Consider the following 19604-nt stretch of genomic DNA (forward strand, 5'->3'; position numbering starts at 1 on the left):
CACTCATTTCTGCCTGTATTATTCTAGGATGAGCGGTTTGAAATCGTTCGTATGACACACGATCAATGATTTTTTTAAGAGTATTTTATTGTTAGCGTTCCATGTGTGGTGTCCAGAAAGGGAAAGACGTATGCAAACATAGTTTCTTTTATCTGATGCATATAACTTTAGATTGTTTTTTACACATCGTCTCAAAAAAACGGTATCTTCACCCAGATTCAATGTTGGAAATATGATCTTTTCACAGATACTTTTATGAAAAAATAGCGTTGCTCCTTTAAGCCCTTGTCTGACAAACTTATTTTCTCTTTCAGGTTGATGTACGGTCAGTAGTTTCTCGTCTTCAAAGTACATATAGACGGCTCTTTTCCCTACAACGTCTGCCTTTGTCTGCTTCAGTGTTTCCATCGCATGGACCAAATACTGAGGAGAGTAATAATCATCATCATCAAACTTGGCAATATAGTCAAAATTCGCTTTTTGTATGGCAAAATTGAGACACTCACCTAATGTGCGTTCCTGGGGAAGCTGATAAATGTAAACATTTTTGTATGTTCTTGCTTTTGTTTTCCATTTCTCCACAAGTAAATCATCACTGTTTAGAACGATGATCATCTCTTTTTTTTGCCATATTTGTTTTTCATAGTTTTGAAAAACATTATCCATAAAACGTTCTCTCATGGTACAGCAAACGATTGAAATCATTACAATCCCACCTTATCTACAGCATTGCAATGCTTCTTCCCAAGAATAAGTGATGCGCATAATATCGTCTTCAGAAAGCTTTACTCCTAGCTGCACTTCGATAAATTCAAGCTGGGTTTTTGCCTTTACACAATGTTTGGCACCAATCGGTATTTGAATAACATCACCTGTTTTGATCGATCTTACCACGCCGTTCACTATGACTTCTCCAATGCCTGATAGAATCGTCCATATTTCTTGTCTTTCTTGATGCAGCTGGTAACTAATATTCCGATCCTTTAACACATTCATAGTTTTCGTTAAAGTTTCCAATCCTTCTGCAGTCTTCGATTTCTCCAGTACTTTATAGCTGCCCCATCGTTTTTCAACATATCGGGGTACATCTTCTTTTATAAACTGCTTTATTTCTGAAGATCTCTTTTTATTTGAAATAAGAATGCCATCAGGTCCCGCTGCTATCATACTATCGGATATTCCGATCACATGAATAGGCTGAGAAAGTTCATTCACAATATGAGTGTTGATCGAGTCTTTTGATTTTTCTCCGTAACCGATGATTGAACTTTCCATTTGTTCGCTTAGCGCTTCCCAGTTTCCAACATCTCTCCACTCTCCGTGAAAAGGAATAACGATCGATCCCTTGCTTTGTTCGGCTACCTCACTATCAAAGCTTCTTTTAGAGAGTTCATGATAGTTTTTAAGCATTCCCTCATAATCAGTCGGAAGGCTTTTATTCTCTAAAAAGCGGAGCATAAACCGCAGCGGAAAAACGTACACCCCGCAATTCCAAATAGCCTTTTGCTGGATTAACAATCTTGCTTTTTTCCGATCAGGTTTTTCGATAAATTGGGAGATCGGGTAATATTCAGACTCAGCAGTAATTCTGGGTACGATATATCCGTATTGATTGGAAGGATTGTTCGGTTGTACGCCTAAGAGAGCGAGGTCAGCTTTTGATTGAGATAGGACGTCAGGAATGGTCGTTATTGTTTGAAAAAATGAAATTTCGGCGAAGGAATCGACTGGGAGTACACAGACAGGTTTATCCAGGTCCATTTGATGGACTGAATGCAGATAAGCTACTGCTAATGAAACTGCCGAAAAGGTACCTCTTTGACTAGGTTCCGTGATGATCGGAATATATCTATTAATTTGATTGTGGATCATATCGAGTTGTTTTCTGCATGTAATAATGTGTGTCGAAGAAAGTAGCCCGATGGAATCTAATTGCCTACAAATTCTTTGCAGCATGGATTCATAATGATGTTTCTCAGATCTTAACAGCTTTAGAAATTGTTTAGATCTGATTTGGTTGGATAAGGGCCATAATCTTTTTCCAGAACCTCCAGATAACAAAAGGATTTCCATACGTTACCACCACGCAGTCATTTTCTTGAAGTCCATTGATATATTATGAGGATTATTCTCTTTGTATGTTTTTACTAATTTTTCATACACCTTTCAAATGTCCAAACATCTTGTCCACTTTAACATATGATGTATTAACCAACGCAAGAAAAATGGGGAACTGGAAGTCTCAGTGAGGTGAACTACGAATGTGGAACAAATGTTGTAAGCATGAATCTTCTTCTTCCTCTTCTTCAAGCTTTATTTTAAAATGTAAACGATGTAAGAAAAAAAAGAAAAAAAGATGTAGATGCAAACACTAATCCGTAAAATTAGGAGTCCTTTTTGTGGACTCCTTTTCCATTTTATGAATTTGGATAAGTCTTTTTCAAAAAATCGATTGATTGATTGATCAACCTCTTTAAAACCTCTACGTCAATATCAGCTACTTTGTTGATGTACACACACGCTTTGCCAGAAGTATGCTTTCCAAAGTCTTTCAGCAACTCCTCACGTTTCTTGTCACCTGTCGCAAAATACAAACTAATTTTCGCTTTGCGCGGCGAGAAACCAACCAATGGTGCATCTCCTTCATGACCAGAATCGTATTTATAATGATAGGATCCAAATCCGATGATGCTCGGTCCCCACATCTTAGCCTCAAAGTCTGATGTCTCTGTAAAAATATCTAATAGTTTATATGCATCTTCACGTTTCTTTGGATTATCTACATTTTCAATAAACTCGATAACACTTCTGTCCGTTTCTTTTGTTTTCAGTTCGTACATAAAAGTCACTCCTTTTTGTTCATCTATTACTTCTATAGAAAGAACTTATATCCTATTTTGAAATTACTCGACGACTGCAATGAATAGTCACAACTGTTTATACAAGCTCTCTGGCGGATTTTGCGCCTTGACCTCGCAACCACTCGACTAGATCTTCAGCACTGCTTTGTAGTGCTGTATCAAGGGGAGAAAGTCCGTCGTAGCCGATCCAATTGAGGTCAGCACCATACTCGAGAAAATACTCAGCTGCACTCAGCTGTCCGCCGTGACACGCTAGCCAGAAAGCCTTAGTAATCTCGTTTGAGGCGGGAATTGGGTTGCATGCAAAGCGTTCTTTGACGCGATCCATTAGCCCGAGTGCGGCTTCGTTCCATAGCTTGGTCTGTGCTCCGCATTCAACTAACCGACGTGCAGCATTCCACTGCCTGAATGCCACCGCATTATCTAATGGTGTACCTCCTCCGATAACTGCTCCTGGTGCTTCAATGTCTGCACCGCTATCAAGAAGAGCGTTAAGCACTTCCATATCATTACTGCTCGCAGCCCAATGGAGTGGGGTCTCGGTGTGTGGCCCTGTGAACCGAGCGTTCACCTCAGCACCTGCCTCAATCAGTATACCCACACTCTTCGCACCGTTTTGAAAGTGACCCGGCCAATCGGTTACCACATGGAGCAATGTACGCGACATACCCAAGCTGGTGCACTTTTCATCAAAGGCTCTTCCTACAATTCTAGCCGTGGCCAAATTCGGGTTTTCGACAAGCAGATGCTTCAAAGATTGGACATCACCAGTGCGAATAGCCTTAACAACAGCAACGGTTAGCGGCTCATCCTCAAAAATTAAGTTCATGTTTACCTCTCCTGACAATTCACCCAGTTTGCTGAGCAGCGTTTTTTACCCCTACAATATATTCTATTTAGTGTGCTTTAATCCTTTGGTAGATTTCAGTCCTAGGATGTTTTCCTAAATTCAAATTTCGTTGAAAGAAAATCTTAACGTTTATCTTCCTCCCCTTCTTCCGATCCGATTTTTATTCTTATAAATATTTTTAACAAGCAGCAAAACAAACAGGTTTTTCTTGTAAAATTTCAGATAACACTTTCTTCTATTGTAAAATAAAAGAAATGAAAACGAAGAAAGAAGGGGCATTGAATGAAAGTTGTTATATTAGATGATTGGGAAAAAAGTTTTGGAGCAAATTCCGAGATTGAGAGATTACAAGGACACTTCCAAGTTGAAATTTATCATGATCAGCCAGCTGCAGATGTTTTGATTAAACGGATTGAAGACGCGGATGTCATCATTCCGATCCGGGAACGCACTACTTTTTCTAAAGAAATCTTACAGAGTCTGCGAAAAATAAAGTTGATTGCACAAACCGGTGCAGGTCTGGCACATATTGAGATGAACGAAGCAAATCGACTTAAAATTCCAATCGCCACTACTCCAGGCGGCTCTGCTTCAGTAGTGGAGCTTATCTTTGGACTTATGATCGCTCACTCTCGAAAACTTGTTTTCCTGAATGAAGAGATGAAAAATGGAAATTGGGTTCAGTCTGTCGGGTTCGGATTAGAAGGTAAAACCGTCGGGATTATCGGACTTGGAAAGATTGGTTCAGGTGTCTCGAAGATCGCAAAAGCATTTCATATGAATGTTCTCGCTTGGGGTCCCCGTTTAACGGAAGAACGCGCCATTGCAGAAGGTGTGGAATACGCTGAACTTCAACATTTGCTGCAGTCTTCACACTATGTAGTCATCGCTGTCAGACTTGTTCCAGAAACGCGCTACCTCTTAAGGAGAGAGCATTTTCAGCAGATGAGAAAAGATGCTTTTCTCATCAACACTTCCAGAGGTGAAGTGGTAGATGAACAAGCATTGGCGATAGCCCTAAAAGAAAATTGGATCAGCGGTGCAGGGCTCGATGTATTTTCAGAAGAACCGGTGGACGGTGATAATCCGTTATTACAGATGGAAAATGTAATTCTTACTCCTCACATTGGGTGGAAGACGGATAATATGTTTCATCAGTTCTTATCAACGAGTATCGATAACATTCTTTCTTATTTTGTAGATGGAGCGCCTATACGGATTGTGAATGCTGATGTGCTAGATGCAAATACAAACCGTATCAAATAATATAGCGATTGCTGCACAAAAAGAGACTGTTCCAAAGAATCTTTAAAATGATTTTCATCTCAGAATAGATAAAAAAGGTGTCCCTAAGTACTAGAGACACCTTCTATCTTTCTAAAACAGTTTTTGCAGTTCATTTATGCCAAGTACGAGGAACATGAGCAGACATCCTGCTAATACTGCGTTTGCCAGCCATTTGTTTCTGTATTCGGCTTCTACTTTTTTAGAGTTTAGCAGAATGATAAGCGAGATTGCGAGAAACGGCATGAACAGTGAACCGAGTGCTCCGTAAAGGATGATGAGCTGAACGGGCTTGCCGAAAAAGAAAATCAGCATCGGGGGGAAAGTTAACCACGCCAAGTAAGCTCGATAAGATGGGTCTTTTTCAGATACGGGTTTTACCTTATGCAAGTCCTCTTTCTTTGTGCGAATCGTTCTAACAAAGTCAGCGAACAAATAAGGCACCCCGTTCCAAACCCCTAGTAAAGAAGTGAACGCTGCTGACCAGAAAGCAATTAAGAAAAGCCATCTGAGAGGTGTTCCGAATTCTTCTCCAAGCATTTCACCTAGCTGCAGCAAACCTTGATCGCCTTGAAGCTTAACATCTGTACCGTACAAAAATTTCGCTCCGATGATCAGGGCAGCCATACAAAAAATCCCCGTAATCGTATAAGCGACTTTCGCATCCAATTTCATAACCGGCATCCAGCCTTTGCCGTTCCAGTTCTTTTCTTTTAACCAATAACCATATGACGCCATCGTGATTGTTCCGCCAACTCCGCCAATCAATCCAAGAGCAAGCATAAACGATCCTTCTGGCATCGTCGGCACTAATCCGCCTGCAAACTCACCTAAAGTTGGAAGGAACAGTACTGCTGTACCAATAATCGTAATGAACATGACACCGATCAATACAGTCATGATTCTTTCAAAAAGCAAGTAACGGCCTGTCCAAACTAATGCGAATCCTAATAAAGAATGGACGATGGCCCACGCCCAAATCGGCATGATCGGCAACATGGCATGCATGCCGAGTCCGCATGTTAAGGCTGCAGCAGCACCATATATATAACCCCATATAACGGAGTAGACACCAAAATAACCAGTTGCCCACTTCCCAAGTGTTTGCCAGCCTTGCAGGATCGTCTGCCCTGTTGCTAAGTACCAGCGGCCGACTCCTTCGTTCAAGTAGTATTTTAAAATAGAACCAATGATGATTGCCCAAACAAAAGTCATCCCGAAAGATGTCCCGATGACGATCGCGGTGATCATATCCGCTGTACCTACTCCTGTTGCCGCAACAACAAATCCCGGACCGATCATTTTTAGCTTCTGCCCTAATGTTTGAGGGGGTGTGGATTGAGATTGAATACTGTTCAGATCATGATTTAAATTCACTTCGCTTTTCACATGCAACTCCTCCTTTTTATAATCAACTAACAGAAAACGCTTTCAAAATAATTTTTTAAAAATAGCATTCACTAATTATGACATATTTCAGAAAATTTCTTCAACTTTATTTTTTCTTCGTTTTAAGATTTACTTCAATTGTACCTTCTGTTTTTTGTAAGACTTCTTCTAGATCAACACCTGGCATGAGTTCTGTTAAGTAGCACGTTTCATTTTTAAATTCAAACACGCCGAGTTCAGTAATGAGCACGTCAATTTTTCTGATAGAGGTGATTGGATACGTGCATTCCTTTACGAGTTTTGGTCTGTCTGCTTTATCTGTGTGCATTGTTGTGACGATGATTTTTTTTGCGCCTGCCATCAAATCCATAGCGCCGCCTACCCCAATGATGTTTTGTCCAGGAATCGCCCAGTTAGCAATGCAGCCTGTTTCATCGACTTGCAATGCACCAAGGATCGCTGCATCAATATGTCCGCCGCGAATCATACTGAATGATTCCGCACTGTCAAAATATGATGCACCGATTGTTTCACCGATCGGAAGTTTTCCGGCATTCACGATTAAAGGATCTAGTTCGTCTTCAAAGGTTAAGTCTCTAACCCCAAGAAGCCCGTTCTCCGTATGAAGAAAGATATCCTCAGATTTTATAAATTTACTGACGAGTGTCGGTATCCCGATCCCGAGATTAACGATAGATCCTGGTTTTATTTCTTCTGCTGCACGTTTCGCGATTTTTTCTTTTTCTGAGAGTTCAGCACTCATCGCGAAACCACCCCTTCCTTCGTTAACACCTTATTGCTGAGAACGAGTGCATCGACGTACAGATGCGGAGTAACGATTTCTTCCGGATTTAACGTACCGTTTTCCACGATCTCATCCACTTCTGCTATGACCAAACTTGCAGCGGTTGCCATCATCGGATTAAAATTCCTGGCTGTTTTGTAATATGTTAGATTCCCGAGCCGATCTGCTTTATGAGCCCTCACCAACGCTACATCAGCCGACAATGCTTTTTCAAAACAATAAAGTTCTCCGTTGATCTCTCTAACTTCTTTTCCGACTGCAATTTCTGTGTTCACACCTGTTTTTGTATAATAGCCTCCGATCCCCGCTCCTCCTGCACGGATTGATTCCGAAAATGTCCCTTGCGGCAAAAGTGTGATTTCAATTTCTCCCGCATGAAACTTCTCTCCAACTTCCCGGTTACTAGTAAAATAGGAACCTATCGCACTCTTAATCTTTCCTTGACGCAGCAAGGCGCCAAGTCCTTTTCCCGCTTCACCAAGGTTGTTAGAGATGATGGTGAGGTTCGTCACATCATGATCGGTTAACGTTTCGATCAGTGACAATGGGGCTCCAATTAATCCGAATCCACCGACCATGACAGTCATTCCTGTTTTCACATGCTGTACGGCTTCCGTTAAACTTTTTACTTTGTTCAACTTCTCCACCTCCTGAACATTTACTTATATGTCTTTTTTAGAAAACAAAAAAAGCCCGCACTTAACCAGAGTAAAAAGGAAACAATTTCTTTCCCTACTTACAAAGGATAAGCTAGGCTTTCTTAATTTTTGTGAAATGGGTGTGTTTCACCATTAAGAAGACACTAATCCGTTTAGTAGACTTCAAGTTTTTTTAGTTGATTACGTTTACTATAGCAAACAGAATTCCGCCGCGCAAGTATTATTCTGAATGTTTCGTCTTTTCGATGTAACGTTTGTAAGCCGCTTTCACCGCAACAACTACAGAGCTTGTTGATGGTGTGTAATAATGGGTTTCAATTCGCTTGATCAAGTCTTCGATGCCGTTCGTTAAATCATAATTGACGATAACTCTTCTTAAAAAGTCTTTCGCTAAATCTGTTACGAACGTAAATTCAGCATTCACGATTTTGTTCGTTTCGGTGTCGATTTCCATGACAATTCCGGATGTTTTGTAAATTTCGTACATGGAACTCCCCTGAGGCGCTTTTGCATATCCCGTCACTAGAACCGTTTTCATCTCTGTAAGTTGACTCATGAAATCTTCCACCCTTTTTATTTGTTATTCTACCATTTTATAAGAGTTTGAGTTTCGTTAATTAATCCATTTCGTATAATTCTGAAATCCGGTCTTTTTAACTTTTGGAGGTTCCATGTCGGGATAGCCGATATAGATGAATCCCGCCAGTTCACCTTTTGACGATAACCCGAAAAATTCATTGATTTTCTGGTGATACGTTACTTGACCTGTACGCCAAATCGTTCCTAATCCGAGAGAATATGCCGCGAGCAGCATATTTTGAATACTGCTTGCGACTGCAGCAAACTCTTCTTTTACAATTACATTTTTCTTATCGCTCGGTTCAACACCTACTGCGATTATAACGGGCGTTCTTAATGGATTGTTCTTTGCTTTTTCTGTTTTCTTCATTAGTTCATCAGGTGGCAAGCCCGTGTTTTCTTTGGTTGTAATTTCTTCTAAAACCGCACCAAGTTTCTTTCTTCCATCTCCTGTTATGACGAAAAACCGCCAAGGCTCTGTTCGATAATGATTGGGCGCATACGTTCCGGCTTCCAGAATTTTTTCTATGAGATTAGCAGGCACAGGCAAGTCTTTCACTTTCCCGATACTTCTTCGAGATATTATTGCCTCCATAACATTCAAATACGACCACACTCCTCTCCCTCTACAAATATTCCGGGACATCTAAGTATATTAATAAAATAAAACCGACAAATTCAGGCATGTTATGTTGTTAGTTTCATGATAATTATTTGATAAAAGCAATTAAATATAGGATAATAGTTGCCATAAGCAAATATTTTTTTGGAGGGATCATGTTGGCTGCTACTTTTGAAGATCGTATAAAAAATGTACGCCATTTTAACCGTTTCATCACCAGACAAATCGGCGCATTGCACGAAGGTCTGCTGCACAGTTCCTTTACACTAACAGAATCGAGGGTATTATTTGAAATCGCGAACAGCCATGAGATAAAACCGTCTGAGTTAACGCACGCTTTAGGACTCGACGCTGGATACGTAAGCCGGATTCTGGCACGTCTTGAACAAAACGGTTTGGTGTTAAAAGAACGCTCAGAATCAGACGGCCGCCAGCGTATTTTAAAATTGACCTCTGAGGGAGAAGAAGCTTTTTCCCTTCTAAACAAACGCTCATATGAGGAAGTTGCTGAACTGCTGGAAGAACTTAGCGAAAAAGAACAGAACCAATTAGTGAGTGCGATGCAAACGATCGAGAGTTTATTAAATCAAAGCCGATTTAAATTTGCCGAACCTTATTTTTTTTAGACAGCACGAGCCAGGGGATATGGGCTATATCGTTCATAAACATGGTGCTCTTTATGCCAAAGAGTATGGCTGGGATGAGCGGTTTGAAGCTCTCGTTTCGGGAATCGCCGCTGATTTCATCAATCATTTTAATCCGAAAAAAGAACGCTGCTGGATTGCTGAGATGAATGGTGAAATTGTTGGTTCTGTTTTTGTTGTAGAAGAAAATGAAGAGGTTGCCAAACTGCGAATGCTATTGGTTGATCCAAAAGCACGGGGATTAGGTCTAGGTACGAGGTTAGTCGAAGAGTGCATCCAATTTTCCCGCCGAGTTGGTTATAAAAAGATGATCCTTTGGACAAACAGCATACTGCTTGATGCACGTCATATTTATCAGAAAAAAGGATTTACACTCATATCGGAAGAAAAGCATCATAGCTGGGGTCATGATTTAGTTGGTGAAACATGGGAATTGAAATTGTAAAACAGGAAGAGGCTGACTCGTCTGAGCAGTCTCTTTTTCTGTTATTTTTGCTAGGTATCTTAGATTTCCCCTCAATTTATTTATATTGCAGCTTCACTCGTTCGGAATCGATTATTGAGAACTGCATGCGTTGAGGAAAATTAGGCGGATATCCCGATTTAAGTCTGATTCGTAATAATTAAGTCTTTCTACAAATTTCGACACCCAACACACAAAAAAAGCCTCCCAATGTCACTTGAGAGGCTCATTCCTATATTCGATACGGTAAAAATGGCGGGATCGGAACATTTTTGACAGATGCCGGAACTTCTAATTCTATTCCGGTATGAACTTCATTAACGGTTTCCAGCCCGTTCGCCCTTAATAGATTTTCTACTGAGATTCCGTTTTCTTCAGCAATTTTTTGTATGGATTCTTGCGGGCTGATTTTGTGTTTGTTTCGGATCTTTTCAATTTTGCAGGCTGATTGTTTGAATGTCGGCTGTTTGGATAATGGATCAGTGAAATCAGCGGTTAAATCATTTGCTGCTTCATGATTCGTCCAGCCGCCATAATGGAAAGGAACAAAAAGAAGACCTTTTTGAACCGCTGTTCCGATACGGGCAGCCACTTCGATCCATCCTCTTGGTGAAGACACGCGAACTTTTTCACCAGGTACTAGCGAAAACTTTTTGGCGTCTTCCTCATGGATTTCTACATAGGCGTTTGGTGCTGCAGCATCTAAAAGTGGTGCACGCCCCGTTTTCGTTCGAGTGTGCCAATGCCATACAAGCCGGCCGGTCGTAAGCCATAATGGATAATCATCGTTCGGCTGTTCAGATGGTGGAACAAAGCGTGTCGGATGGATGATCGCTTTCCCATTCGCTCCTTTGTTTTCGAACTCTTTTTTCGTTAAAGCACGACCTGTGAACTGGTCTTTTGTAAAACTCTGTGTATAATCAACAGTCGTATGGAACTTGAAATCCGTATACAATCTTGGAGTTCCCTTCGGATGTTCCTCATTCACCGGCCATCTGAGACCATTTTCTTCTTCCAGCTTTTCATACGTGATTCCTGTCATATCACAAGGGCGGCCGCGCGAAATAACCTTCCATTCTTCAAAACACTCTTCTGGTGTGCTGTATTGGATTAACGAATTTCCGTCACGGTCTTTAAAGCCCATTCTTTTTGAAAAATCGAGTAAAATTTCAAAGTCTGTTCGAACTCCTTCAGGCGGCTTAACGGCTTTTCGCAGCAAGTTTATTGTCCGATCCGCATTTTCCATCGTGCCTTCTTTTTCACCCCATAATGCTGCAGGGAGAATCACGTCAGCTACTGCCGCTGACTCTGTTAAAAATGGATCTTGAATGACGACGAAAATCTTTTCCAGCGCTTTTTTTGCTCGCTGCCGGTTTGGCAGTGAAACGAGAGGATTTGTTCCGATATTCCAAAAGAAACCGACTTCACCACTCTCGATCATGTCGATCTGTTCTTCGATTCCTTTTTCAGGTCCGACAGGCAGACTTAACGCATCTACATTCCACAGTTCAGCCATCTCATTAATATGGCTAGGGTTGGAAGAATTTCGCTGTCCCGGATATGTACCGACCCCGCCAGCTGTCCGGTTAGATGAAGAACTCGGCTGACCTGCCATATGCAAAGGACCAGAGCCTGGTTTTCCTATTAAACCTCTAATTAAATGCAGGTTGTTTATAGCAACACATGCCGTCGTTGCATCTGCACTCTGATATGTTCCTTGAAGTGTTGTCGTCACGAGAGAAGAAGTACTGCCGATCTGCTCACATGCTTTTTCGAGCTGTTTGATTTCGATCCCTGTTAATTTTGATGTTTCTTCAAGCGTCCAGTCTTCAACAGATTCAAGCATTTCATCATAGCCAATCGTATATTTTTCAGTGAATGCCTGATCTACCTGGCCATTTTTGGTGACGGCTCGAATAATGCCGTTCAGTAAAGGAACGTTCGAACCCGGATATAATTGCAGATGAAGGTCTGCCTCTTTTGCTGTGGCGGTTTTTCTTGGATCAACAACAATCAAGTAAGGTTTTCCTGTCCTTTTTTTCCGTTCCATAATACGCTCAAATAATACAGTTCCTGTTTCCGCAACGTTATGCCCGAACAGCATGAGTGTTTCTGTTTCATCTAAATCATCGAAAGAAGCTGGCGTTCCATCTGCTCCGAACGATTGAAGAAGACAAAACTCAGTCGTTGCTGTACAAAGTCTCGTGTTTGCGTCCAATAAATGAGTCTGCAGTCCAGCTCGCCCAATTTTAGCGATTGAATAATAGTCTTCTAGGAACCCTTGTCCTGTCGAATAGATCGCTACGCTGTTCGTGCCTTTTTTTTCTAAAGTATCTTTCGCTTTTGATGTGATCAAATCCATCGCTTCATCCCACGTGGCTGGCATCAATTCACCTGACTCATTCCGGATCAATGGCGAAGTTAACCGGTCTGGACTGTTGTTTGCGTACCATTGGTTTTCTCCTTTCGGTCCCAACCTGCCACGGTTTATGGAATGATCGCCATTTCCTTTAATGCCGACAATCTTTTTGTCTTTTACCGCAACATAACAGCCGCATCCAACAGAACAAATGTTACAAGTACTATAAACCCACTTGTCCACTTCACCTTGACTATAAATATTCTGATCGATTCTTTCGTCATTCCACGCCATCCATATCCCTCCTATCGAATTCTTGGTGAATAAAACGAAGGCACGATGTATTTGATCTTTTCAGCTCCGAACCTTTTTTCAAGATCTTCCGCAATGGCCTCCAGGTTTTTTTTCATACCCGGCAAAACATGCTTTAAATCGTTTATGACAGATGTTTCTTTGATATTCACCCAATTAACAGCTCTCATTAAAGCATTAAATAAAGGTTTCACAGCATCAAAGTTGTGATAAATAATCGTGACAGGTTCTTTAATTTCATCGAGTGTCCAGTCGTCTTTCAGCATTGGAATCAGCTTTTCGAGATATGCCTGCTGTTCCTTCAGTGCCTCCTGCAGAATCATTGAAATCGGATGTGAAACCTCTTTCGTGTCCTGGATCAGCCTTTTATTGCCCTCATAAATATCCGTGTAAAAACCGTACAGTTCGTTCATCTTTTCACCTTCCTTTAATGGTTGCTCCTACTTCAATCATTACCTATAAAAAATCAGTCGAAACCTTATGATCGAAAATAGAAGGGGCTGAATTCTTCTTTTTCTCAATAAAAAGACCTTGTCCATAAATGCGAACAAGGTCTTTAATCATTTTTCAATGTTAAAATTTTAATCCAGAAAGCAGCATGTTCCAAACAAGCTCAAATTCATGATCGATGTTTGGTGACTGCCACTCTTTTGCAAGTGCAGGATGGTGAAAACGCGCTGTTCCATAAAAAAATGCTTCGGCTATTTCACCCTCTTCACCACGTTTAAATTCTCCGTTCTCTATTCCTTCTTCTACAATTTCGGATAATTGCTGAATTAATTCATTAATATGTGCCGTAATTCCTTCGACCGATTCTTCAGCAAGTGCGTTATACATGGCGAAAAGCTCAGGATCTTCAATTGCTTTTGATCTCTTTGTGTCTATGAGATTATCGAACCATTTTCGCAGCTTATCAATAGAGCTGCAGTCCTCATGAATGATTTTTGCAAGAGGACTTGAAACCCGGTGTAGCCACCGCTCACCTACAGCCTCACGCAATGCTGATTTGCTTGGAAAATGGCGATAAAGCGTACCATGACTGACTCCTAGTGCCCTCGCCACATCCACCACCGATGTTTTCTCCAGTCCGTAACGTCTGAGAACTTGTTCAGCCGTATCTAAAATCTGTTCTTTTTTTAACGGTTCTGCCATTTTTTATTTTACTCCCAGCATACCCATTTGTTCTTTAGCGTAACGAGTTCCTGCTACGGCCTCAGCAGGTACAGCCGCTTCAATTTTTGCTAAGTCTTCAGAACTCAGCTTCAGTTCTAACGCTCCAAAAGCATCCTCTAAGTGTGTGCGTTTACGTGCACCGATTAATGGAATAACATCCTCACCTTGAGAAAGAACCCAAGCAATCGCAAGCTGTGCAACTGTTGTTTGTTTTTCTTCTGCGATTTCACGCAATGCTTCAACTAACGCCAAGTTCTTATCTAAGTTTTCACCCATAAAACGCGGAGAGAATGATCGGAAGTCGATTTGACCTTGGCGATCTTTTGACCATTTACCGCTTAAAAGACCTCTGGATAAAACACCGTATGCGGAAAGAGAGATTCCGAGTTCACGCAAAGTTGGCAGGATTTCCGCTTCAATACCACGGCTGAAAAGTGAGTATTCGATTTGCAGCCAGCCGATAGGATGAACTGCATGGGCCTTGCGGATTGTTTCTGCATTCGCTTCAGAAAGCCCGATCTCTTTAACATATCCAGCCTTCACCATTTCAGCCATCGCACCGATTGTTTCTTCAATGGGAACATTAGGATCTACTCGTGCCGGCTGATAAAGGTCAATATAATCGACACCTAGGCGTTGAAGTGTATAAGCTAAATTATTTTTAATTGCTTGCGGACTGTTGTTCATCCCGATCCAGCCGCCATCTGGAGATCTGAGTACGCCAGTTTTGACTGCGATAAAAGCATTTTCACGTTTTGTGCCTTGTAATGCTTCACGTAATAAAAGTTCGTTATGCCCTACTCCGTAGAAGTCACCTGTATCAAACAGGGTAACTCCCTTTTCTAAAGCTTCGTGAATCGTGGCGATGCTTTCTGTTCGGTCTGCATTGCCGTATAAATCTGACATTCCCATACATCCTAAACCTATTGCTGAAACTTCAGGTCCGTTGTTTCCTAATTTTCTTTTATTCATTTTCTTAACCTCCGATAGTGATGATTTAATTATAATCCATCTAGTAACAAATGACAAATATTTAATTTTGTCATTTGTTATTTATCCCTTCATAACCGTTTTTCACTAATTTTTCTTCATTCAAACTATAATGTAAGAAAAACTAACATAAAAATGATACAATAGTAAAAATTTAGTTTTTCCACGGTAAAGGGGATTATGATGGCAGCTGATAAAAACTCTTACAAAGATAAAAAAGTTATATCGATTGGAATCATAAGCGAACTCACTGGACTATCTGAACGAAAAATCCGTTATTATGAAGAAAGAAAATTAATATTCCCTGAAAGAACAGGACGTGGCACTCGCAAGTATTCTTTTTCAGATGTTGAAACATTGATGGAGATTGCCGACCAAATTGAAGATGGTGTACAAACCTATGAAATCAAAAAAGAAATGACGAAAAAGAAAAATGAAAAAATGAGAGAAGAGCGAAACAAAATGATACGCGGTCAAATCAATGCACAATTTAATATAAGAAAATAAAATAGCTGACCTCTCCTAAATCAGAGAAACCAGCTATTTTTTCATTATTGTTTATCTTGCCAGCCGTTCATACACATCGTGCAAGCATTTCAAGCCGAGATCTTGAATTCTTTTTATATAAATGCTCCACAATTTTGCCGTCATCTTTGCATCCCCTAATGCATGATGCCTTTCTACAACGGGAATTTCACAGTGCTCACAGAAGTCTTCTAAACGGACTAAATCAACATTAGGTTCTGCGATTTTATATAAAAAGGATGTATCTACAATTCTGTGGATAAACTTTTTCCGAAAAAGCTTCCAGTTCGCATGCTGCAGAAATTTCTTTTCATGACTCGCATGATGGGCAACTAGCACATCCCCTTTTACGAAAGCATAAAAATCGACCAGCACTTTTGAAAGCTCAGGAGATTCCGCAATGTCCTCATCATGAATCCCAGTAAGCTCCTTAATTTCAGGTGATAGCTTTTGATTGCAGCGAACTAGAGAGTAGAATGTTTCATCGTGCTGGATAATCCCACCCTTCACTTTTACAGCTCCGATCGAAATAATTTCATCACCTTGATCAGGAAAAAAGCCAGTTGTCTCCAGATCGAACACAACAACATTCAATTCATTTAACGGAATACTCAACGTTTTTTCATTTCTTGCTTCTTTTTCTAACTGTCTAATAAAAGCTAGCTGCTGTGCACTGGATTGACCTTGCAATGACGCATAAACACTTGAATTCACTTTTCCTTGAACCTGTTTCATAAACTGGATAAGCGGATCAAATCTCATTTTTGCAGCTTCCCTTTTATAGTTGATTTCGTAAATTCCTGAAGCCTTTTCCCGTTCTTTAAAAGGTGTTTCAGCTCTTTTTTCTCCTTTTTATCCAGTTCCTTTATATCCAGATAATGAACATCATCATACATTTCCGTACTCTTTTGATGCTGTTTCAGCCGGTAACTGAGCAACTTTTCAAAGTCTGCCCGATATGCATCCAGCTCACCATCATAAGCTGGCAATCTAGAAAGCTCTTCAATCCTCGAAAGTGTAGATGATGATTCTACCCTTTCTTTAAGTGCAAACAAACGGATGCAATTCACAAAAGGGAAAAATCCTGCATGTTTTAGATCAATACTTCCTGTATGCGAACCGTGTGTTTCTGTCAAAAACTGCTGAAACACCCCAACCGCTTTCTTCACATGAATCGTATTTTCTAATAAGCGCTCCATAAAATTAGGATTGCTCTCAATATAATCATAGATCTGCTGTTTTAATTCGCTTACGTATTTTTCTTCACCAACTAAAACTCGAGCATCATAAAAAATCAGCAGAAAGCGAATTGATTCAAAACTTTCTTCCTCCAACCACTTCATTATTTGTGTGTTCCATTCCCCTTTTGATTTGCACCATAAAGGGTTTGAGCTCATCACATTTCCATCGCAATACGGATAACCGACTGCATGCAGCCCGGATGTAATTTCTTTTCCAAGCTTTTGAAAAAATTCGTTTGATTTTTCGTCAGATTGCTCGTAAATCAAACCATGGTCTTGATCACTAATGATTGCCTGTTCAAACCTTCCTGCACTTCCCAAAACAAACCAAGAAAATAGACAAGGAGGCTCGCCCCATTCTTCTTTTACTCGGTCCAATGCAATATCGTAAACATTTTTCATCACATTATCATGAAAATGATTTAATTCAGCCGAATCCGTCAGATGATTTTCGATTTCACTATCGCGCCATTTTTTTAATGAATCATACGAATCCATCACCATACTCATTTCAACACATCCTATTTATGAAAAAACATAGGGGTCTGACCCGGGTCTGTCCCGGGGACAGACCCCTATGTCGTTCATCACTAATTCGCCAATCTGCTTTGTTCTTCCTTTTGCTCTTCTTTTATTTGTTCTTCTTTCATAAAAGCTTCTGGATAACCGTAGCTTCCATGTTCACTTACATCTAAACCGATGATCTCTTCTTCCTCAGTTACACGCAAACCATTCATTACTTTTTTCATGACGTAAAGGATTGCAAATGATACGACGAAAGCAAATAGTCCGCAAACTGCAACACCCATCGCTTGCACGCCTAACTGGTGGAATCCACCGCCATAAAACAAGCCTGGCTTACCTACTGCTGCTAATTCTTTTGTCGCGAACAATCCATTCGATAAAGTACCCCAAACACCTGCTGCACCATGAACAGAAAGTGCATAGATCGGGTCATCAATCTTCAGTTTATCGAATAGCTTTACACTATAAAATACAAGGATTCCGGCAACAAAACCGATTACTACTGCTGCCCAAGTTTCAACGAATGCACATGAAGCTGTAATGGCAACGAGCCCTGCCAATGCTCCGTTCAGGATCGTCGTAATGTCCGACTTGCCTAGAACCATCCACGAAATAATCAATGCTGCAATTGCACCGGCACCAGCAGCAATGTTCGTGTTCAACGCTACAAAACCGAAGAAACCGTCATCTACTACAAACGTACTTCCTGCATTGAATCCAAACCAGCCTACCCATAAAACGAGGACGCCTAAAGCTGTGAAAACTTGATTGTGACCGTAAATATTGTTTACTGAACCATTTTTATTAAATTTCCCAATTCGCGGTTTTAAAAGAATCGTAGCTGCAAGCGATGCCGCTGCCCCTGTTAAGTGAACAACTGTTGAACCGGCAAAATCCTGCTTGCCGTGTTCAGCTAACCATCCTCCGCCCCATATCCAATGGGCAATGATCGGATACACAATCGCAGAGAAAAGAATCGAAAACACAACATAAGCCGTAAGTTTTGCGCGTTCTGCAAACCCTCCGAACGCAATCGTTAAGGAGATCCCTGCGAATGCGAGCTGAAATAAAAAGTATGCTGACGTTGAATAATCCATTCCTTCAGCTTGTTTGCCGGAATAAAAGAAGTCAGTCAATCCGACAAAGAAGTTTCCGTTATTTCCAAAAATAAATCCGTACCCCACCGCCCAGAACACGATCGATGCCATTCCGAACGTAAAGACTGTCTTCCCTGCAATATGGCCGGCATTTTTCATACGTGTTGAACCAGCTTCAAGTAAGATGAAGCCTCCTTGCATTAAGATGACCAGTATAGCGCCGAGTATGAGCCAGACACTATTTAATGAAAACATGATTTCTTTCACGGAAAAACGCCTCCTAATTGATTTTAGAATATTTTAATGTTATAAAAGCTGACATGAAGTATTTTTATTCATTTTAAAGGGTTTTGGTGCTCAATCAAGAGTCGTGTCAGAAAATCTTACATGCTTTTATTGAACCTATTTTTCCTTAGTTGTTCATAAACCTTGTTAATTCGCACATGTAATCGCTGCCATTTTGTATAATTTGTTGCTTTGAATGATGTTAATTTCCTCTTCAGTGGCTCGTATAATAAGGTTCCACCAAAAGTTGAATACTCGCTGACCGATTTAGGACAAACTTTAATGCCCATTTTAAAGCAAATGCATTTTAGGGGAACGGAGCATGGCAACTTCAAATAAAAAATAGCATACACAATTCCTCATGAGAGTTGGTATGCTATCTTAATCTGTTTTATGTTTTAGGTCTTACAAATCTTCATTTAGAACATATTGTACGTATCTTTCAGCACTTTCTTGAACTTGCTCTTTTGAAAGGAAACGTACGCCATGTACTGTAAACGGTGTGATGTATTTGGTTCCGATCAAGTTGCTCGTTGCTTGCAGCGGACGAAGTAATTCACTGATCGTATAATGGTTATAGCCTCCAGCAACGTAAGAAATCTCAGGACCGCCTGTAGATAGTGCGATTAACAACTGCTTGCCTTGCAGTTTATTCCCGCCTGGACCATAAGCCCAACCAAATGCCAACACTTCATCCATCCATTTTTTTAATAAAGAAGGCGTGCTATACCAGTACATAGGAAATTGGAATACGATTCTGTCATGAGCTAAAAGAAGCTCTTGTTCATTTTCAATATTAATTTTTTCGTTCGGATATACGTCATATAAACGGTGTACCGTGACATTTTCATGCTTTTCGATCTCAGCTGCCCACGTTTTATTGATATTCGATTGTTCTAAATTGGGATGTGCTGCAATAACTAATGTTCTCATTTATTTTT

General features: G+C 40.6%; 22 protein-coding genes. 5 read left to right on the forward strand and 17 right to left on the reverse strand.

Annotation, left to right across the window (positions count from 1 at the left end; genetic code table 11):
- Window positions 1-18: 18 nt before the first annotated feature.
- The 4 genes from RGB74_RS14270 to RGB74_RS14285 all read right to left on the reverse strand — a co-directional run bounded on the left by RGB74_RS14270 (window position 19) and on the right by RGB74_RS14285 (window position 3690).
- Window positions 19-705 (reverse strand): glycosyltransferase family 2 protein, encoded by a 687-nt coding sequence (locus tag RGB74_RS14270; protein WP_310759965.1) that lies wholly within the window; start codon window positions 703-705, stop codon window positions 19-21.
- Window positions 706-717: 12 nt separating this feature from the next.
- The gene (locus tag RGB74_RS14275; RefSeq protein ID WP_310759966.1) at window positions 718-2073 is read right to left on the reverse strand and encodes a sugar phosphate nucleotidyltransferase; all 1356 of its coding nucleotides are present in this window, start codon (window positions 2071-2073) and stop codon (window positions 718-720) included.
- A 344-nt stretch (window positions 2074-2417) separates the two neighbouring features.
- Window positions 2418-2840, reverse strand: coding sequence for a DUF1801 domain-containing protein (locus RGB74_RS14280; RefSeq protein ID WP_310759967.1), 423 nt, complete (start codon window positions 2838-2840; stop codon window positions 2418-2420).
- A gap of 97 nt (window positions 2841-2937) precedes the next feature.
- On the reverse strand, window positions 2938-3690 hold the full coding sequence (locus RGB74_RS14285; protein ID WP_310759968.1) for an ankyrin repeat domain-containing protein: 753 nt from the start codon (window positions 3688-3690) through the stop codon (window positions 2938-2940).
- 303 nt (window positions 3691-3993) lie between these two features.
- Here RGB74_RS14285 and RGB74_RS14290 point away from each other — a divergent pair, with 303 nt between their 5' ends.
- A complete protein-coding gene (locus RGB74_RS14290) occupies window positions 3994-4977 on the forward strand; it encodes a D-2-hydroxyacid dehydrogenase family protein (protein WP_310759969.1) in 984 nt (327 codons plus the stop codon).
- A 111-nt stretch (window positions 4978-5088) separates the two neighbouring features.
- Here RGB74_RS14290 and RGB74_RS14295 read toward each other — a convergent pair whose 3' ends face one another.
- The 5 genes from RGB74_RS14295 to RGB74_RS14315 form a co-directional block, all read right to left on the reverse strand.
- A complete protein-coding gene (locus RGB74_RS14295; RefSeq protein ID WP_310759970.1) occupies window positions 5089-6384 on the reverse strand; it encodes an Nramp family divalent metal transporter in 1296 nt (431 codons plus the stop codon).
- 106 nt (window positions 6385-6490) lie between these two features.
- Window positions 6491-7147: a 3-oxoacid CoA-transferase subunit B gene (locus RGB74_RS14300; protein WP_310759971.1), complete on the reverse strand. Its 657-nt coding sequence runs from the start codon at window positions 7145-7147 to the stop codon at window positions 6491-6493.
- Window positions 7144-7827, reverse strand: coding sequence for a CoA transferase subunit A (locus RGB74_RS14305; protein ID WP_310759972.1), 684 nt, complete (start codon window positions 7825-7827; stop codon window positions 7144-7146). The genes RGB74_RS14300 and RGB74_RS14305 overlap by 4 nt, the downstream gene beginning before the upstream one ends.
- A 241-nt stretch (window positions 7828-8068) precedes the next feature.
- Window positions 8069-8404 (reverse strand): DUF3870 domain-containing protein, encoded by a 336-nt coding sequence (locus RGB74_RS14310; RefSeq protein WP_310759973.1) that lies wholly within the window; start codon window positions 8402-8404, stop codon window positions 8069-8071.
- A 57-nt stretch (window positions 8405-8461) separates the two neighbouring features.
- Window positions 8462-9022, reverse strand: coding sequence for a nitroreductase family protein (locus RGB74_RS14315; RefSeq protein ID WP_310762887.1), 561 nt, complete (start codon window positions 9020-9022; stop codon window positions 8462-8464).
- Between the two features lie 182 nt (window positions 9023-9204).
- On the opposite strand from RGB74_RS14315, the gene RGB74_RS14320 reads away from it, so the two are divergent.
- Together RGB74_RS14320 and RGB74_RS14325 are read left to right on the forward strand one after the other, a co-directional pair.
- Complete coding sequence (locus RGB74_RS14320) at window positions 9205-9675, forward strand: MarR family winged helix-turn-helix transcriptional regulator (protein ID WP_310759974.1); 471 nt, start codon at window positions 9205-9207, stop codon at window positions 9673-9675.
- Window positions 9676-9694: 19 nt separating this feature from the next.
- Window positions 9695-10138 (forward strand): GNAT family N-acetyltransferase, encoded by a 444-nt coding sequence (locus RGB74_RS14325; protein ID WP_310759975.1) that lies wholly within the window; start codon window positions 9695-9697, stop codon window positions 10136-10138.
- A 250-nt stretch (window positions 10139-10388) separates the two neighbouring features.
- Here the strand turns inward: RGB74_RS14325 and RGB74_RS14330 are convergent, their stop codons facing one another.
- The 4 genes from RGB74_RS14330 to RGB74_RS14345 form a co-directional block, all read right to left on the reverse strand.
- Window positions 10389-12809 (reverse strand): molybdopterin-dependent oxidoreductase, encoded by a 2421-nt coding sequence (locus tag RGB74_RS14330; protein WP_310759976.1) that lies wholly within the window; start codon window positions 12807-12809, stop codon window positions 10389-10391.
- A gap of 11 nt (window positions 12810-12820) precedes the next feature.
- Window positions 12821-13240 carry a hypothetical protein gene (locus tag RGB74_RS14335; protein ID WP_310759977.1) on the reverse strand — a complete coding sequence of 140 codons (420 nt, stop codon included), beginning with the start codon at window positions 13238-13240 and terminating at the stop codon, window positions 12821-12823.
- A gap of 160 nt (window positions 13241-13400) precedes the next feature.
- Window positions 13401-13979 carry a TetR/AcrR family transcriptional regulator gene (locus RGB74_RS14340; RefSeq protein WP_310759978.1) on the reverse strand — a complete coding sequence of 193 codons (579 nt, stop codon included), beginning with the start codon at window positions 13977-13979 and terminating at the stop codon, window positions 13401-13403.
- Window positions 13980-13982: 3 nt separating this feature from the next.
- Window positions 13983-14972: an aldo/keto reductase gene (locus RGB74_RS14345; protein WP_310759979.1), complete on the reverse strand. Its 990-nt coding sequence runs from the start codon at window positions 14970-14972 to the stop codon at window positions 13983-13985.
- A 201-nt stretch (window positions 14973-15173) separates the two neighbouring features.
- Between RGB74_RS14345 and RGB74_RS14350 the strand changes: the two genes are divergently transcribed.
- Entirely contained in the window at window positions 15174-15497 is a 324-nt protein-coding gene (locus tag RGB74_RS14350; protein ID WP_310759980.1) for a MerR family transcriptional regulator, read from the forward strand.
- A 51-nt stretch (window positions 15498-15548) separates the two neighbouring features.
- Here the strand turns inward: RGB74_RS14350 and RGB74_RS14355 are convergent, their stop codons facing one another.
- The 3 genes from RGB74_RS14355 to RGB74_RS14365 all read right to left on the reverse strand — a co-directional run bounded on the left by RGB74_RS14355 (window position 15549) and on the right by RGB74_RS14365 (window position 18633).
- Window positions 15549-16277 (reverse strand): exonuclease domain-containing protein, encoded by a 729-nt coding sequence (locus tag RGB74_RS14355; RefSeq protein ID WP_310759981.1) that lies wholly within the window; start codon window positions 16275-16277, stop codon window positions 15549-15551.
- A complete protein-coding gene (locus RGB74_RS14360; protein ID WP_310759982.1) occupies window positions 16274-17266 on the reverse strand; it encodes a DUF294 nucleotidyltransferase-like domain-containing protein in 993 nt (330 codons plus the stop codon). Before RGB74_RS14360 ends, RGB74_RS14355 begins: the two co-directional genes overlap by 4 nt.
- Before the next feature lie 80 nt (window positions 17267-17346).
- Window positions 17347-18633 (reverse strand): ammonium transporter, encoded by a 1287-nt coding sequence (locus RGB74_RS14365; protein ID WP_310762888.1) that lies wholly within the window; start codon window positions 18631-18633, stop codon window positions 17347-17349.
- A 222-nt stretch (window positions 18634-18855) separates the two neighbouring features.
- Between RGB74_RS14365 and RGB74_RS14370 the strand changes: the two genes are divergently transcribed.
- Window positions 18856-19002, forward strand: a complete 147-nt coding sequence (locus RGB74_RS14370; RefSeq protein ID WP_310759983.1) for a winged helix-turn-helix transcriptional regulator — start codon at window positions 18856-18858, stop codon at window positions 19000-19002.
- Window positions 19003-19068: 66 nt separating this feature from the next.
- Here the strand turns inward: RGB74_RS14370 and RGB74_RS14375 are convergent, their stop codons facing one another.
- A complete protein-coding gene (locus tag RGB74_RS14375; RefSeq protein ID WP_310759984.1) occupies window positions 19069-19596 on the reverse strand; it encodes an NAD(P)H-dependent oxidoreductase in 528 nt (175 codons plus the stop codon).
- Between the last annotated feature and the right edge of the window lie 8 nt (window positions 19597-19604).

This window comes from Bacillus sp. NEB1478 (assembly GCF_031582965.1).
Lineage (GTDB): Bacteria > Bacillota > Bacilli > Bacillales > Fictibacillaceae > Fictibacillus.

What these genes read in the sequence shown, in the direction of transcription:
- RGB74_RS14300 (WP_310759971.1), bottom strand. Translation starts at nt 7,147, where the DNA reads ATGAGTGCTGAACTCTCAGAAAAAGAAAAAATCGCGAAACGTGCAGCA.
- RGB74_RS14360 (WP_310759982.1), bottom strand. Translation starts at nt 17,266, where the DNA reads ATGAGTATGGTGATGGATTCGTATGATTCATTAAAAAAATGGCGCGAT.
- RGB74_RS14275 (WP_310759966.1), bottom strand. Translation starts at nt 2,073, where the DNA reads ATGGAAATCCTTTTGTTATCTGGAGGTTCTGGAAAAAGATTATGGCCC.
- RGB74_RS14375 (WP_310759984.1), bottom strand. Translation starts at nt 19,596, where the DNA reads ATGAGAACATTAGTTATTGCAGCACATCCCAATTTAGAACAATCGAAT.
- RGB74_RS14310 (WP_310759973.1), bottom strand. Translation starts at nt 8,404, where the DNA reads ATGAGTCAACTTACAGAGATGAAAACGGTTCTAGTGACGGGATATGCA.
- RGB74_RS14280 (WP_310759967.1), bottom strand. Translation starts at nt 2,840, where the DNA reads ATGTACGAACTGAAAACAAAAGAAACGGACAGAAGTGTTATCGAGTTT.
- RGB74_RS14290 (WP_310759969.1), top strand. Translation starts at nt 3,994, where the DNA reads ATGAAAGTTGTTATATTAGATGATTGGGAAAAAAGTTTTGGAGCAAAT.
- RGB74_RS14285 (WP_310759968.1), bottom strand. Translation starts at nt 3,690, where the DNA reads ATGAACTTAATTTTTGAGGATGAGCCGCTAACCGTTGCTGTTGTTAAG.
- RGB74_RS14315 (WP_310762887.1), bottom strand. Translation starts at nt 9,022, where the DNA reads ATGGAGGCAATAATATCTCGAAGAAGTATCGGGAAAGTGAAAGACTTG.
- RGB74_RS14320 (WP_310759974.1), top strand. Translation starts at nt 9,205, where the DNA reads ATGTTGGCTGCTACTTTTGAAGATCGTATAAAAAATGTACGCCATTTT.
- RGB74_RS14325 (WP_310759975.1), top strand. Translation starts at nt 9,695, where the DNA reads ATGGGCTATATCGTTCATAAACATGGTGCTCTTTATGCCAAAGAGTAT.
- RGB74_RS14340 (WP_310759978.1), bottom strand. Translation starts at nt 13,979, where the DNA reads ATGGCAGAACCGTTAAAAAAAGAACAGATTTTAGATACGGCTGAACAA.
- RGB74_RS14365 (WP_310762888.1), bottom strand. Translation starts at nt 18,633, where the DNA reads ATGTTTTCATTAAATAGTGTCTGGCTCATACTCGGCGCTATACTGGTC.
- RGB74_RS14345 (WP_310759979.1), bottom strand. Translation starts at nt 14,972, where the DNA reads ATGAATAAAAGAAAATTAGGAAACAACGGACCTGAAGTTTCAGCAATA.
- RGB74_RS14350 (WP_310759980.1), top strand. Translation starts at nt 15,174, where the DNA reads ATGGCAGCTGATAAAAACTCTTACAAAGATAAAAAAGTTATATCGATT.
- RGB74_RS14330 (WP_310759976.1), bottom strand. Translation starts at nt 12,809, where the DNA reads ATGGCGTGGAATGACGAAAGAATCGATCAGAATATTTATAGTCAAGGT.
- RGB74_RS14335 (WP_310759977.1), bottom strand. Translation starts at nt 13,240, where the DNA reads ATGAACGAACTGTACGGTTTTTACACGGATATTTATGAGGGCAATAAA.
- RGB74_RS14355 (WP_310759981.1), bottom strand. Translation starts at nt 16,277, where the DNA reads ATGAGATTTGATCCGCTTATCCAGTTTATGAAACAGGTTCAAGGAAAA.
- RGB74_RS14270 (WP_310759965.1), bottom strand. Translation starts at nt 705, where the DNA reads ATGATTTCAATCGTTTGCTGTACCATGAGAGAACGTTTTATGGATAAT.